16 protein-coding genes and 1 pseudogene are annotated in these 13,814 nt (G+C 66.6%); 16 read left to right on the plus strand and 1 reads right to left on the minus strand.

The features are described 5' to 3' along the window. Positions 1–14 precede the first annotated feature (14 nt). From truB to murI, 8 genes are all read left to right on the plus strand, one after another. Positions 15–854: a tRNA pseudouridine(55) synthase TruB gene (gene truB / locus V4558_12895; protein MES2306405.1), complete on the plus strand. Its 840-nt coding sequence runs from the start codon at positions 15–17 to the stop codon at positions 852–854. After that, positions 851–1,801, plus strand: a complete 951-nt coding sequence (ribF, locus tag V4558_12900) for a riboflavin biosynthesis protein RibF (protein ID MES2306406.1) — start codon at positions 851–853, stop codon at positions 1,799–1,801. The genes truB and ribF overlap by 4 nt, the downstream gene beginning before the upstream one ends. Next, positions 1,801–3,516, plus strand: coding sequence for a protein translocase subunit SecD (secD, locus tag V4558_12905; protein MES2306407.1), 1,716 nt, complete (start codon positions 1,801–1,803; stop codon positions 3,514–3,516). Before ribF ends, secD begins: the two co-directional genes overlap by 1 nt. A 3-nt stretch (positions 3,517–3,519) precedes the next feature. Beyond that, positions 3,520–4,482 carry a protein translocase subunit SecF gene (gene secF / locus V4558_12910; protein MES2306408.1) on the plus strand — a complete coding sequence of 321 codons (963 nt, stop codon included), beginning with the start codon at positions 3,520–3,522 and terminating at the stop codon, positions 4,480–4,482. Positions 4,483–4,486: 4 nt separating this feature from the next. Further along, a complete protein-coding gene (locus V4558_12915; protein MES2306409.1) occupies positions 4,487–5,254 on the plus strand; it encodes a TatD family hydrolase in 768 nt (255 codons plus the stop codon). A 27-nt stretch (positions 5,255–5,281) separates the two neighbouring features. After that, positions 5,282–5,662 carry a RidA family protein gene (locus V4558_12920; protein ID MES2306410.1) on the plus strand — a complete coding sequence of 127 codons (381 nt, stop codon included), beginning with the start codon at positions 5,282–5,284 and terminating at the stop codon, positions 5,660–5,662. 67 nt (positions 5,663–5,729) lie between these two features. Next, a complete protein-coding gene (locus tag V4558_12925) occupies positions 5,730–6,212 on the plus strand; it encodes a hypothetical protein (protein ID MES2306411.1) in 483 nt (160 codons plus the stop codon). Further along, positions 6,212–7,030 carry a glutamate racemase gene (gene murI, locus V4558_12930; protein ID MES2306412.1) on the plus strand — a complete coding sequence of 273 codons (819 nt, stop codon included), beginning with the start codon at positions 6,212–6,214 and terminating at the stop codon, positions 7,028–7,030. Before V4558_12925 ends, murI begins: the two co-directional genes overlap by 1 nt. On the opposite strand, the gene V4558_12935 is transcribed toward murI, so the two are convergent. After that, positions 7,023–7,751, minus strand: coding sequence for a UDP-2,3-diacylglucosamine diphosphatase (locus tag V4558_12935; protein ID MES2306413.1), 729 nt, complete (start codon positions 7,749–7,751; stop codon positions 7,023–7,025). The genes murI and V4558_12935 overlap by 8 nt on opposite strands. Positions 7,752–7,822: 71 nt before the next feature. Here V4558_12935 and V4558_12940 point away from each other — a divergent pair, with 71 nt between their 5' ends. The 8 genes and pseudogenes from V4558_12940 to V4558_12975 all read left to right on the plus strand — a co-directional run bounded on the left by V4558_12940 (position 7,823) and on the right by V4558_12975 (position 13,612). Next, complete coding sequence (locus V4558_12940; GenBank protein MES2306414.1) at positions 7,823–8,215, plus strand: thioesterase family protein; 393 nt, start codon at positions 7,823–7,825, stop codon at positions 8,213–8,215. Then, positions 8,215–10,236: a peptidylprolyl isomerase gene (locus tag V4558_12945; protein ID MES2306415.1), complete on the plus strand. Its 2,022-nt coding sequence runs from the start codon at positions 8,215–8,217 to the stop codon at positions 10,234–10,236. The genes V4558_12940 and V4558_12945 overlap by 1 nt, the downstream gene beginning before the upstream one ends. A 20-nt stretch (positions 10,237–10,256) precedes the next feature. Then, the gene (locus V4558_12950) at positions 10,257–10,955 is read left to right on the plus strand and encodes a hypothetical protein (GenBank protein ID MES2306416.1); all 699 of its coding nucleotides are present in this window, start codon (positions 10,257–10,259) and stop codon (positions 10,953–10,955) included. Further along, complete coding sequence (locus V4558_12955) at positions 10,936–11,442, plus strand: DUF4136 domain-containing protein (GenBank protein MES2306417.1); 507 nt, start codon at positions 10,936–10,938, stop codon at positions 11,440–11,442. Before V4558_12950 ends, V4558_12955 begins: the two co-directional genes overlap by 20 nt. Beyond that, positions 11,436–11,813, plus strand: a complete 378-nt coding sequence (locus V4558_12960; GenBank protein MES2306418.1) for a hypothetical protein — start codon at positions 11,436–11,438, stop codon at positions 11,811–11,813. Before V4558_12955 ends, V4558_12960 begins: the two co-directional genes overlap by 7 nt. A gap of 77 nt (positions 11,814–11,890) precedes the next feature. After that, positions 11,891–12,298: pseudogene (gene rfaE2, locus V4558_12965) on the plus strand (D-glycero-beta-D-manno-heptose 1-phosphate adenylyltransferase). Further along, positions 12,285–12,995 carry a ribonuclease PH gene (gene rph, locus V4558_12970; protein MES2306419.1) on the plus strand — a complete coding sequence of 237 codons (711 nt, stop codon included), beginning with the start codon at positions 12,285–12,287 and terminating at the stop codon, positions 12,993–12,995. Before rfaE2 ends, rph begins: the two are co-directional and overlap by 14 nt. After that, positions 12,992–13,612: a non-canonical purine NTP pyrophosphatase gene (locus tag V4558_12975; protein ID MES2306420.1), complete on the plus strand. Its 621-nt coding sequence runs from the start codon at positions 12,992–12,994 to the stop codon at positions 13,610–13,612. The genes rph and V4558_12975 overlap by 4 nt, the downstream gene beginning before the upstream one ends. The last annotated feature ends 202 nt before the right edge of the window (positions 13,613–13,814 follow it).

A 13,814-nucleotide genomic window follows, 5' to 3' on the forward strand; every position in this document is an offset into this window, starting at 1 on the left:
TCGGGGGGCTGCTCATTGACAAGCCGGCGGGGTGGACGTCGCACGATGTTGTCGCGGTCGTTCGCAAGCGCCTGAATACCCGGAGCGTCGGCCACGCCGGCACGCTCGATCCGTTCGCGACCGGTTTGCTGGTCGTGCTGGTCGGGCGGGCGACACGCCTGGCTCGTTTCATCGAAGGCGCCGAGAAGCGCTACGATGCGCAGGTCCGATTCGGACACTCGAGTGACACCGATGATTCCACTGGTGCGATGTCGGACACGGCGATTCCCCTGGAGTGGCCGTCAGACGCCGAGGTCGACGCCGCGAGAGTCTCGCTCCTCGGCCGCCAGATGCAGGTGCCGCCGGCCTATTCGGCCAAGCACGTGGCCGGGACTCGAAGCTATGCGCTTGCGCGCGCGGGACACGCGGTCGAACTGCCGCCAGTCGAGGTGATGGTGCACGCGCTCGAAGTGACCAGCTGGACGCCGCCGGATCTGCGACTTGCGGCCACGGTCGGACGCGGGACGTACATCCGCGCCCTCGCGAGAGATCTGGGCGTGCGGCTCGGTATCCCGGCGCACTGCGCCGAGTTGCGCCGCACATCGATCGGGCCGTTTCAGGTGGCGGATGCCGTAGGGCCGGATGAGGTGACGGCGAGTGCGCTGCTGACGCCCGCGCAGATGCTGCAGCACTTGCCGGCCGAAGTGGTAAGCGCCGATGGCGTACGCGAGCTGGGGTTCGGACGCGTATTGCCGCAGCAGTCGCCGTCTACCGGCTTCGGAGCGCTCCTCGCCGACGACGGCAGGCTCGTGGCCGTGGCGGAGGGGCGGGACGGAAGCTGGTTCCCGGTCGTGGTCCTGGAGCCCGCCGCGTGACGCCGGTCGCGGTACCACCGAGCGGCAGCGTGGTGACCGTCGGGACCTTCGACGGTGTGCACCTGGGGCACCACGCGGTGCTCGACGAGATCACGGCGCGAGCGCAGGCAGCCGGGCGGGCGAGTGTCCTCGTCACCTTCGAGCCGCATCCGCTCGAAGTCGTGAATCCGGGTGCTGCACCGCAACGTCTGACGACGCGGGAAGAACGGCTGGAGTGTCTGGCGGTGTCGCAACTCGACCGCGTGGTGGAGTTGCACTTCGAGCGGGCGATGGCGGCGATGGGGCCGGAGCAGTTTGTCGACGAGGTGCTGCTCGCGCGCTGCGGCATGCGTGAGCTCGTGATCGGACACGATCACGGTTTCGGGCGAGGGCGCAGCGGCGACGTCGAGACGCTGCGCAGGCTCGGTGAGGTTCGCGGCTTTCCGGTCGATGTAGTAGAGCCAGTGCGGGCCGAGGGCGGCATGTCGGTGTCGAGTACAGCGATCCGACGGGCGATTGCGGGCGGTGATCTCGATCACGCGGCGCGCTGGCTCGGTCGACCCTACTCAGTGAGTGCCGAGGTGGAGCACGGGGCGGCACGCGGCCGGACGATCGGCTTCCCGACGCTGAACCTCCGGGTGACGCCGCGGAAGTTGCTGCCACCCGATGGTGTGTACGCCGTTGTAGTCGATACGCCCGTCGGCCGGTTTGGCGGGATGATGAATCAGGGGCACCGTCCCACGTTCGACGACGGGCGCCGCTTGCTGGAAATCCACCTCTTCGGTTTCGAGGGGGATCTGTACCACCGCTGGGTGCGTGTCACCTGGATCGCACCCCTGCGGGAGATTCGCCGTTTCGACGGCGTGGCGGCGCTCCAGCAGCAGTTGCTGGTCGACCGTACCCTCGCGATGGCCACGCTGGCCGCCGCGAATCCGGACCTTGATGCGCCGCTGACGGCGCCCGAGTGATGATGCTTGCTACCATCCGCAACCGATTGATCCTGATCGCCGCGCTTGTCGTGGTGTCGATCGCGTATCTCATCCCGCGTACCGTGACCGTGCGTGAGCGCGGCCCCGACGGGGTGATGCACGACGCCAAAATCAAGCGCGTGCCGCTCAAGCTCGGCCTCGACCTGCAGGGCGGGATGCATATCGGTCTCGACCTCGATCAGTCGCAGAAGGTCTCGGCCAACCCATCGGGCGATCTCGACATCGCGCTCGGCGTGCTCCGCAAGCGCATCGACCAGTTCGGCGTGACCGAACCGGTGATCCAGCGCGTCGGTGACCGCATCGTCGTCGAACTCGCCGGGCTCAAGGAGCCGGAGCGCGCCAAGGCGATCGTCACCAGCAACGCCTTCCTCGAGTTCCGCCTTTCCGACAAGAGTGGCGCCTTCGAGAATGCGTTGCCGTCGATGGACCGCGCGCTCGCCCAGCTCGGCGTCAAGAGCCTGACCCCCGATGGTGCTGCGCCTGCGAAGGGCGTCGAGGCGCTGCTCGGTGGCAAGGACACCACCAAGTCGGCGGCCGCGGATACCTCGAAGAAAGCTGCCGCGAAGAGCGACACGGGCAAGGCCGCGCCGGCGGCCAAGGCTGCCACCGACACCTCGGCCAAGGTTGGCTCGGTGCTGCAGAGCCTGATCACGTCGTCGACGGCGATCGGCAGCCGGGTGCCGGGTGAATACGTCGTGCAGGAGTCCGCGTATCCGCGCGTCGACTCGCTGCTGCACCTCCCCGAGATCAAGCGACTCTGGCCGCGTGGTGTTGACCTCAAGTGGGCGCAGTCGCCCACGGCGGTCGGTGCCGAGCAGGTCCGGATGCTCTACGCCCTCGACGACAAGCCGATCGTGACCGGAGAGTCGCTCGAGGATGCGACGGCGCAGATTGATCAGCTGACCAATCGCCCGATCGTGAACTTTGCCCTCGACCGCGCGGGCGGCCGCCGCTTCGGCGCCCAAACCGGTTCGCACGTCGGTGACTTCATGGCGATCGTCCTCGACAACTTCGTTCAGGGTCCGCCGCCGGTCATCAACTCGCGCATCGACCGTCGTGGTCAGATCGAACTCGGCGGCCGCTCGATTGCCGATGCGCAGGATCTGGCGCTGACGCTCAAGGCCGGCTCGCTGCCGGTGCCACTCAAGATCGTCGAGGAGAAGCAGGTCCTCGCTTCACTTGGTGCCGACTCGATTCATGAGGGGATCACCGCCGGCATCGTCGGCACGATCTGCGTCATCCTCATCATGGTGGGCTACTACCGGATGTCGGGCGCCCTCGCGGTTGCCGCGCTCGCACTCTATCTGCTCTTCACGCTCGCCGGGCTCAGCGCCATCGAGGCGACCCTGACCTTGCCGGGCATCGCCGGTATCGCCCTCTCGGTCGGTATCGCCGTCGACGCGAACGTGCTGATCTTCGAGCGCATCCGCGAGGAGCTCATCGCCGGGCGCAGTACCCGCATCGCGGTGGAGGAGGGCTTCCGTCACGCGATGGCTGCCATCGTCGACTCCAACGTGGCGACGGTGCTGACCGCGCTCTTCCTCTTCCAGTTCGGTACCGGCCCGGTGAAGGGCTTCGCCGTGACACTGATCCTGGGTATCGCGGCCTCGATGATCACCGCCGTGTTCGCGACCAAGACCTTCTTCCTGATCTGGCTGGATCGGAAGTCTGACGCTACAACGCTGAGCATCTGACCCATGACGCGAATCTTCGGACACGCGAACTACGATTTCATCGGCTACCGGCGCAAGGCGTTCATCATCACGCTGGTGCTGCTGGCCGTCGGCCTGATCGACCTGGCCATCCGCCCGATCACTTACTCGATCGAGTTCACCGGCGGCACCCAGTACGGCTTCACGGTGCCGACCGGTACCCCGGTCAATGTCGGTGCGGTACGCGCGGGCCTCGACGCCGTGGGTCTCCCGGGCGCCGAGATCACTTCGTTCGGCACCAATGAGTACCTTGTCACGGCCCGCACGGCCGTGAAGGGCGCCGATGCCGACAACACGTCGAAGACCTCTGCCGCCATCACCGGGGCACTCGATAACGTGCTCGGCGCCGGCAAGTGGACCAAGGGGCAGGCTCAGCTGGTCGGGCCGAAAGTCGGTGGCGAATTGCGCAGCAAAGCGTTCCTCGCCGTCTTCCTCTCATTCTTCGCCGTGCTGGCGTATCTGGCCTATCGCTTCGAGTGGCGCTTCGGTGTGGCTGCCGTCCTGGCCACCGCCCACGACATCATCCTGACGATCTGTTTCATCTCGATCGTGAAGATGGAAGTGTCGCTGGTGGTGGTTGCCGCGGTGCTCTCGATGGTCGGTTACTCGCTGAACGACACCATCATCATCTTCGACCGTGTGCGCGAGAACCTGCACAAGCACCGGCGCGATGAACTGACGAGCATCCTGAATCGCTCGATCAATGAGACGCTGCCACGCTCGGTGCTGACCCACGCGACCACGCTCTCCACGCTTGGTGCACTGGCGATCTTCGGTGGCCAGGTGATCCGTCCGTTTGCCCTGGTGATGTTCTTCGGTGTCTTTACCGGCACCTTCTCGTCGATCTTCATCGCCCCACCGGTGCTCCGCTACATCGAGCAGCGCTGGCCTGGCATCGACAACCGTGGAGTGAAGGTCAAGCCGAAGGCGATGCCCGGCACGGTCTGACGACGTGCTGATCGACACGCACTGCCATCTCGCCGATCCGGCCTTCGCGCCGGATCGCGACGAGGTGCTGGAGCGGATGCGCGCGGCCGGGGTCGGCCGCGCGCTTGTCGTTGAGAGTGTCCTGTCACAGCTCGATGCCACCCTCGAATGGATCGCCGGCGAGCCCAACCTCGCGCTGGCCACCGGGTGTCACCCGCACGATGCCTCCCGGTGGGATGGCGCGCTGGCCGACCGACTCCGCGCGATATGGCGGCATCCCTCCGTCGCTGCGGCCGGAGAGATGGGGCTCGACTATCACTACGATCACGCTCCGCGTGACGTGCAGCGTCGAGTCTTCAGCGAACAGCTCGCGCTCGCGGTCGAGTGTGGTCTGCCGGCGGTCATCCACGCGCGTCAGGCCGACGCCGACGTGGTGGCGATCCTCCGGGAGCAACCTGCCGCCACCGTCGTGCTCCACTCCTTCTCCAGCGGCTCTGAGTTGCGTGAAGCGGGTCTCGAGTCGGGCTGGTATCTCTCCTTCAGTGGTATGGTCACGTTCAAGTCCTGGACCGACCTCGCGGCGATCGAGCGGGTGGCGGCCGACCGGATCCTGATCGAGACCGATGCTCCATATCTGGCCCCAGTGCCACATCGCGGCAAAAGGAACGAACCCGGCTTCGTGGTCGAGGTCTGCCGTCGCCTCGCCGAGATCCGCGGCGAGGCCACGACCGAACTCGCCGCGACCACCACGGCCAATGCCGAACGAGTATTTTTCACCCGACCGAAGCGCTGACCTTCACTCCTGTCGCCTGGTATTCCGATGACATTTGAGACTATCGCTACGCCCGACGCCCCCAAGGCGATCGGCCCCTACTCCCAGGCCATTGTCGTCAACGGGCTGCTCTATTCGGCCGGCCAGATTGCCCTGGATCCTGTTTCGATGGAAATCGTGGCGGGTGGCATCGTCGAACAGAGCGAGCGGGTGATGCGGAATCTTGCCGCCGTGCTGAAGGCCGCGGGGATGGGGTTCGAGAATGTCGTGAAGACGACGGTCTTTCTGGTCGATATGGCCGAGTTCGCCGCGATGAACGAAGTCTATGCCCGCCATTTCGGTGACCACCGACCCGCGCGCTCCACCGTGGCCGTGGCCGGCCTCCCCCGGAACGTGCGCGTCGAGATCGAGGTCGTGGCCGCCCGATAAGCCAAGGGCTGGAGGGGGCTCCCGGCGACCTGCTTGGGATTCCCCTCCGCCATCGCCATTTTTGGGAATGCGCACCCCCGTCGTCTTCTGCCTCCTGCTGGCCGCCGCAGGCGGTCAACTCGCCGCACAGGACACTACCGCAACCGCTACTACGCCCCGTAGGGCGCCCGTGGCCGTCGCCGACAGCGCACCCATCCGCCACAAGCCGCTCAACTATTTCTTCCGCTCGCTGCTGATCCCCGGCTGGGGGCAGGCCTCGCTTGATCGAAAGCTCACCGGCGGCATCTTCGTGGCGTTCGAAGGGATCGCCCTCGGAATGGCCCTGAAAGCGAATTATGAACTGCGATATCTCACGCGCACCAACTCGCTGCGTGTCGAGGGGAAGCGGGCCGAGCGGCAGGACTGGTTCTTTCTGGTGGGCGTGAACCATCTCTTTGCAGCGCTCGAAGCATTCGTCTCTGCCAATCTCTACGACTTTCCCGGCGACCTGCGCATGCGGCCGCTGCCGGGTGGCCGCACCGGCGTCGGCATGACGCTGCCGCTGCGCTGATGCAATCGGCGCCAATCGGAATCTTCGACTCCGGTATCGGCGGGCTCACGGTGGCGCGGGCGATCCACGCCCTCCTCCCCAATGAGTCGACGATCTACCTCGGCGACACCGCGCGCGTTCCGTACGGCCCCAAGTCGCCAGAGACGGTGCGACGCTACTCGCGTGAAATTCTTGCCTGGCTGGTATCGCAAGGCGTGAAGGCGGTGGTCGTCGCCTGCAACACCGCGACGGCCCATGCGCTTGAGGAGTTGCGCCGGATTTCGCCGGTGCCGGTCATCGGCGTGATCGAGCCTGGCGCGCGCGCCGCGGCGCGGGAGTCCGTCGGCGGCAAGGTCGGCGTCATCGGCACGGCAGGAACCATTGCCTCAGGTGCCTATCGCCGCGCGTTGCAGCAGGCGCGGGCCGGGCTGGATGTCGTGGAGCAGGCATGCCCACTTCTGGTGCCGTTCGTGGAGGAGGGGTGGCTGGCACATCCCGCCACGCGACTCGTGGCCGAGGAGTATCTCGTACCCTTGCGGGCGCGTCAGGTCGATACTCTCGTCCTCGGCTGTACCCACTATCCGCTGCTGAAGTCCTTGCTCGGGGATGTGATGGGGCCCGCGGTCCGCCTGATTGATAGTGCCGATGAAACGGCGCGTGAGCTTGCGGCCACTCTCCATGCGAGCGGGTTGGCGGCAGACGGTTCAGTCGCGCCGTATCAGCGCTGGGCGGCGACCGATGACGTGGAGCGCTTCGCCCGGGTCGGGGCAGTGTTCATGGGGGAGGCACCGGACGCGGTCGAGCTGGTCACGCTCGACGCGGACGACGCCGTCAGCTGAAGCGCGAGAGTACGGCTCCACTGGCGTCGAGCGTCGCATAGCGGTGGCCATCGAGCCAGGCACCGGGATTCAGGTACCAGCGCCCCGGTGCGACTTCGACGGCGGCTTCCCGGTGGGTGTGCCCCATGATCAGCGCATCGATCGCGGGATCGGCCGCCAGCCGCGTTTCGGCCCAGCGGAGCTGGCGCGCCGCCGCATCGGCCACGACGTCGGGACGATTGGCACCGAAGGCCGGATCGTGGCCGAGTCGATCGGCGATCCGGAATCCGAACTCGATCGGCAGCAGCCGGAAGGTTGTGATCACCGCAGGCGAGGCGAGCAGGCGCGACAGAAAGGTCGCTGTGGCTCGTTCGACATGCAGGCCGTCTCCGTGCACAGCCAGGGCCGTGCGACCGGCGACCTGCAGGCGGAGCTGCCAGGGATCAAACTCGATTTTGGCGTCCTGCTGCCAGAAGGTCTCGCCCCAGCGATCGTGATTTCCGCCGATCATTGCAACAGGGAAGGACCGGGCGAGATGGATGAGGCCGGCCGTGATCCGCGCTGCACGACGCGGAATGACCCGGCGGTAGCTGAACCAGAAATCGTAGATGTCCCCGGCGAGCAGCAGCGAATCGCCCAGCGTGGGGACGGCGTCGAGGAAAGCGAGAAACGCTTCCTCATCCGCAAGAGGGGCCGAACCCAGGTGGGCGTCGGCGACCACGACGAGACGTTGACCGATCACGGCGCGAAAGGTGGACGATGAGCGAAGGTGAGGCAACTCAGGACCGCCATCTGACGACCATCAGTCGCCGGGTGGACTATTCCGAAACCGACCAGATGGGGGTGGTATACCACGCCCGCTACCTGGTCTGGCTCGACGTGGCCCGGACCGAGCACCTGCGCAAGACCGGTATCTCCTATCGGGAACTTGAAGCGCTCGGACTCCGTCTCGTGGTGAGCGACCTCGCCATCCGGTATCGTCGGTCTGCCCGATACGATGATCCCGTGCGGGTGCGGACGTGGGTAAAGGATGTCGCCTCCCGCAAGGTCGTCTTCGGCTACGCCGTCGAGCACGAGGATACCGGCGAGCTCCTCGCGACCGCGACGACGACCCTGCTTGTTCTGGATGCATCCTTCGCATTCGCGCGCCTGCCCGAGTCGGTGGCCGCGATGCTCGTTCCTGTCACTGGCCCGGTGCGACTCTGATGCGAATGCTCTTCCTGTTGACGTCGTGTTCGCTCCTCGCCGCGCCGCTCGCGGCCCAGGACCCTGCCATCGTGGAAGGATTGGCGCCGCTGCTGATGGCTGGCGACCGACGCGCCTATGATGACGCACTCTTCTCTCGCGCGTTGCTCAACCCCGATGTGACAGTGCGCCGCACGGCCGCAGTGACCATCGGACGGATCGGCGACAAGGCCGGAGGGCCGCTCCTGATCACCGCCATCCGCGACCGCGACCGGAACGTGGTCGCCGATGCCTTCTTTGCACTCGGCCTGCTCAAGGACACGGCTGCGGTCGAGCCGATCATCTCCCGGCTCCGCGACCCTGATTCGCTCTCGGCCGATGCCGTCGCGGAAGCCGCGACAGCGCTTTCGAAGATTGGTGGCGCCGGCGCGGCGCGCTTCCTGGGCGACGTGATCGCATCCGGTGCCGGGCTCGCGCGTGACCGCCGTGACGCGCTGATTCCCAATGCGCTGCTGGAGTCCTGGCGCCTGGGTCCGCTGGCGACCGTTTCGGCCCTTATTCCCTACGTCAGCGACACTTCGGCAGACCTGCGCTGGCGCTCGACATACGCGCTCGTGCGGCTGCGTGCCGTGCCGGCTGCCAACGCCATTCTGCGAGCCGCGCGCGACGCCGACGCGATGGTGCGTGAGACTGCGGCGAAGGGGCTGACGAAGGCGTTCGCCGACTCGGCGAAGCTTCCCGCGGGAGCGGTGACCGGCGAACTGGTGCGCGCCTTCGACGACGAGCGACCCGGCGTGCGTATAAATGCGCTGGCGGCCGCCAGCAGCTGGCGTGACTCGACCCTCGCGACGCGAGCGTTGCGCCTCCTCTCTGATCCGGATCCCAACGTACGGGTGCAGGCGGTCACCACGCTCGGTGACTTGCGCGGCAGCGCCGCACTCGCGGCCATCGATGCCGTCTTCGATCGTCGCGATGCCTCCTGGGCCATGCGCCGCGCCGCGCTCCCCGTGCTCGCGCGAGCCGACACGGCCAGCTTCGCCAGACGCGTGGTGGCGTGGAGCAGCAGCACCGATATTCGTGAGCGGATCGCGGCGATCGAGGGATGGGGCGTCGTGAAGCCGGCCGATGACGCGCTCTTCCGCGCCGGGATTGCCGATGGCGATCCGCGAGTGCAAGCAGCGGCCCTCGGCGCCTGGCGCGCCGCGCGCACGCGGACCGACACTGCCGTCATCACAGTCGCGCGGTCGTGGTTGAAGTCGCGAGACGGCGACCTGCGCGACGCCGCGCTCGGGGTGCTCCGCGGCAACGTGACCATCGACGATCTTGACCCGCTCCTCGAAGCGTGGCGACTTGGGGCACAGGACAACGAACTCGATGCCCGACTCGCCACGCTCGGCTTGCTCGCCGGGCTCGCCAGGCAGCATCCCGAAGTGATGGATCGGCTGACCGACCCCGCTCGTCGTGCGTTCTTCGATCGCCCCGCTGACGGCTTGTTGCGTCGAGCCGCCGAAGCGCAGTGGCCGGCGCTCGCGGAGCGGTGGGGGCCCGCCGCGCCGTTCGAGACCGGCCGTTCCCTCGAAGACTATCGCGGAGTAGTGCGCACACTGGTGCTCGCCAAGGCCAATCCGAAGGTCATCATTGAAGTCGAGGGGAAGGGGAGCGTCGAAGTCGAACTGCTCGGTCGCGACGCGCCGCTCACCGTGGCCAACTTCCTCCGGCTCGTCGACCGCCGCTATTTCGACGGCAACCGCTGGCATCGCGTCGTCCCCAACTTCGTCGTCCAGGATGGCGATCGCACAGGCACCGGAAATGGTGGCCCAGGGTGGTCGATTCGCGACGAGATGACCCGTGCTCGCTACAACCTCCCCGTGCTCGGGATGGCGCTCTCGGGCCCCGACACCGGCGGAAGTCAGTGGTTCATCAACCTCAGCGCTCAACCGCACCTCGATGGCGGCTACACGGTCTTCGGTCGAGTTTCTGGCAGCTATGCCACCCTGAACCGGATCGTTCAGGGCGACGTGATCCGCTCCATCCACCGGTGAGGCAGGGTAAATTGGGCGCCATGAGAGAGACGCGATTCCTGCTGGCGGGCGCCGTGCTGATCAGCGGGTGCGCCACGGCGATGCCGGGCCCCGTGATTCCGGTGGCGCTCCAACCGGTCACTGCCGCCCAGGTGCAGGGGTGGGTGCAGAGCACCAAGGTGACCGAACGACGCCTCATCCGCTTCGGCTGGCAGTTCCACAACCCGCGAGAAGGGACTGTCGGCGGCAAGGGCTCTGTGCAGATTGCGGTCCCCGATTCGCTCCGCTTCGACTATCGCGGCACTTTGGGAATGGGCCGTGGTGCGGCGGTTGTAATCGGTGATTCGGCCCACTGGGCTCAGCCCGAAGACCAGTTCAAGAAACTGGTGCCGAACTACTCGCTGCTCTGGGCGATGCTTGGGGTGGCGCGAGACCCGAAATCCGGCGACCAGCTTGCCGGTCTCGACAACGAAACGATCACGGCGTGGCGCTATGTCGACGGCGCCGACACGGTGGAGTACGCCCGCACCAAGCTCGCGCCGATGCAACTCGTCGCCGACGTGCGTGAGGGCGGCAAGCGGATCGGCCGAGTGGTGACCACGTTCAACGAGCAAGGTCAGCCCGTGAAGTCGCAACTTGATGTCCCCGCCGGGCAGGCGCGGCTCACGCTGAAGTTCACGCTCTTCTCGACGCCCAAGCCGTTCGATCCGGAGATCTGGCATGCGCCGATCGACAACTAGTCTGGCGCTGCTGCTCCTCACTGCTGGCTGCTCCTTTGGCTTCAAGGGAGGCGGCCTGCCGCCGACGGTCCGGACTGCCGCGGTCCTCCCGTTCGACAACGAGACCACCGATCCTACCATCAGCCAGCAGGTGATGCTCTCGGTGAAGGAGGCGATCGAACGACGGCTCGGCCTTCGCGCTGCCGGCGAGAATCAGGCCGATGTCGTCGTGCGAGGCAAAGTGGCGCGCTACGAGCCCGACCTCCCGGTTGCCTATCAGGGGACACCCGGCGTGGCCGGTACTCCGAACACGGTGCAGGTGACGCGGCGGCTCGTCTCGCTCTCGGTCAGCGTGGAAATTGTCGAGCGGAAAACCGGCAAGGTGATCTGGCCGGGATCAGTGTCGGTGGAAGGTGAATACGACCCGGGTCGCGAGGCGGATGGTCGCCGCAAGGCTCTTGAGAAACTGGTCGCCAAGATCGTCGAAGGAGCGCAGAGCAAATGGTAAATGCCAGCTCGAGCAGGTCGCGTCGTGGCGCCGGGTCGATCGGTTGCCTGACGACACTCGTGGTCGTGGTCGCCGTGATCTTCCTTGCCGTGCAGCTCGGCAAGCCGTGGTTCCGCTACCAGCAGTTCCGTGATGTCATGAAGAGCTCGGCCCGCTACGCCGTCTCGCTCCCTGATTCGGTGATTCGTTCCCGCCTGATGGCGAGTGCCGATTCGCTCGGCCTTCCCAAGGACGCGAAGCGACTCAAGATCGTGCGCTCGCGATCGCCGGCCAACATCACCATTTCGTCGGAATACATCGAGAACGTCAAGCTGCCGCTTTATGGGTTGCTGAAGATCCACTTCAATCCCCGCGCGGAGGAAGCGCTCTGAGTCTCCCGGGCTCCTCGCAGTCGCGGATCCGGTCGCTGTCCGAGGCGGTCGCATGGCGCGCGCACGCACCGGCACCGGTCGTCTTCACGAACGGCGTCTTCGACCTCATCCACCCCGGCCACGTCGAAGTGCTCGAGCGCGCACGCGACTTCGGCGCCGCGCTCATCGTGGGCATCAACAGCGATGCGTCGGCGCGCCGCCTCGGCAAGGGCGCCGATCGACCGGTCGTCGCCGAGCAGGCGCGCGCGCGGGTGATTGCGGCGCTCGGCTGCGTCGACTGTGTCGTCATCTTCGAGGAAGACACGCCCCTGCGCCTGATCGAGTTGCTTCAGCCCGATGTACTCGTCAAGGGCGGCGACTACCAGCCAGATACCGTGGTTGGCGCTGATGTCGTCCGTGCGCGCGGCGGCCGCGTCGAAATTGTCTCGCTGGTTCCGAATCATTCCACCTCCAATATTGTCGAGCGTCTCCGTGCCCCGTCCTGATGGTCGTGCCTTCGATGCGCTGCGTCCCACCGTGCTGGAACGCAACGCCAATCCGTATGCCGAAGGCTCCTGCCTGGTTCGCATGGGAGGGACGCTCGTGCATTGCACCGCCAGCGTCGAAACCGGCGTGCCGCGCTTCAAGAAGGGGAAGGGCGAGGGTTGGGTCACTGCTGAATACTCTATGCTGCCGCGCGCGACGTCGGAGCGTACCGATCGCGAGCGTAACGGCCCCGGCGGCCGCACTTACGAGATTCAGCGACTGATCGGGCGATCGCTGCGCGCCTCGATGAAGACCTTTGCCTTCGGTGAATACACCATCAAGGTCGACTGCGATGTCCTGGTGGCCGATGGCGGCACGCGCTGCGCTTCGATCACCGGTGCCTGTGTCGCCCTCCACGATGCCTGTGCCTGGCTGGCGGAGAAGACCAGCCAGCCGACGCCGTTCGGGACGCTGGTCGCAGCCGTATCGGTGGGGAAGGTCGCTGGCGCGCATCTGCTCGATCTCGCGTACCTCGAGGATCGCGACGCCGAGGTCGATGCCAACGTGGTGATGCTGGCGCCGAACAATTTCGTGGAAGTGCAGGGGACAGGGGAGCACGGCACCTTCGATCGTAGCGAGCTCGACACGCTGCTCGATCTGGCGCAGGGTGGGCTCAACCAGCTCTTCGCGCTGCAGCGGACCGCCATCGGCCAGTGAGTGTCTTGCTGGTGGCCACGCGCAACCGCGGCAAGCAGCCCGAGCTGCGGGCGCTGCTCGGACCGCTGGGTATGGAACTCCGCTTTCCTGATGAACTGGGGCTGGTGGAGCTCCCTGAGGAAGACGGCCTCGAGCAATTCGAGACCTTCATCGAGAACGCGACTGCCAAGGCCGAGTATTTCATGGCGCGCTCAGGACTGCCCACGCTCGCCGACGACTCGGGTGTCGAAGTCGATGCCCTCGGCGGCGCGCCAGGAGTCCACTCGAAGCGCTTCGCGGGGTTCGCTGGCCCCGACCACGAAGTGACCGCAGCCAACAACACCGAGCTGCTCCACCGACTGCGCGACGTGCCGCTGGGCAAGCGTACCGCGCGCTACCGCGGGATGCTGGTGCTCTGCCGGCCGGGGCTGCCGCCGGTGGTTGCAGACGGGGTCACCGAGGGGCACATCGCGTTCGCTCCGAGCGGGAGCAGTGGGTTCGGATATGACCCGTTGTTCGTGAGCACTGAGCTCGGGAAGAGCTTTGGCGAGGCGACGCCAGAGGAGAAGGAGCGGGTGTCGCATCGTGCGCGGGCGGCGCGGGCGCTGGTGGCGATCCTCGAATCGGAGCGACGGTGACCCATCGCCACGTCACCCTGAGCGAAGCGAGGGGGCTGATCCTTCGGCTGGAACAATTCGGCCAACAGCTCTGGCCCAGGCGCACCCGGACACTGCTCGCGGGTCTGGTGCTGGCTGCGTGCGCGCCTCGAGCAACAACCGGAATAGCGAGCGCGGGCAATTCGGCGCTCCCCTTCTTCGGTTCCGACACGACCGCCGTCCG

The organism is Gemmatimonadota bacterium (assembly GCA_040388535.1).
Classification (GTDB): Bacteria; Gemmatimonadota; Gemmatimonadetes; order Gemmatimonadales; family GWC2-71-9; genus Palsa-1233.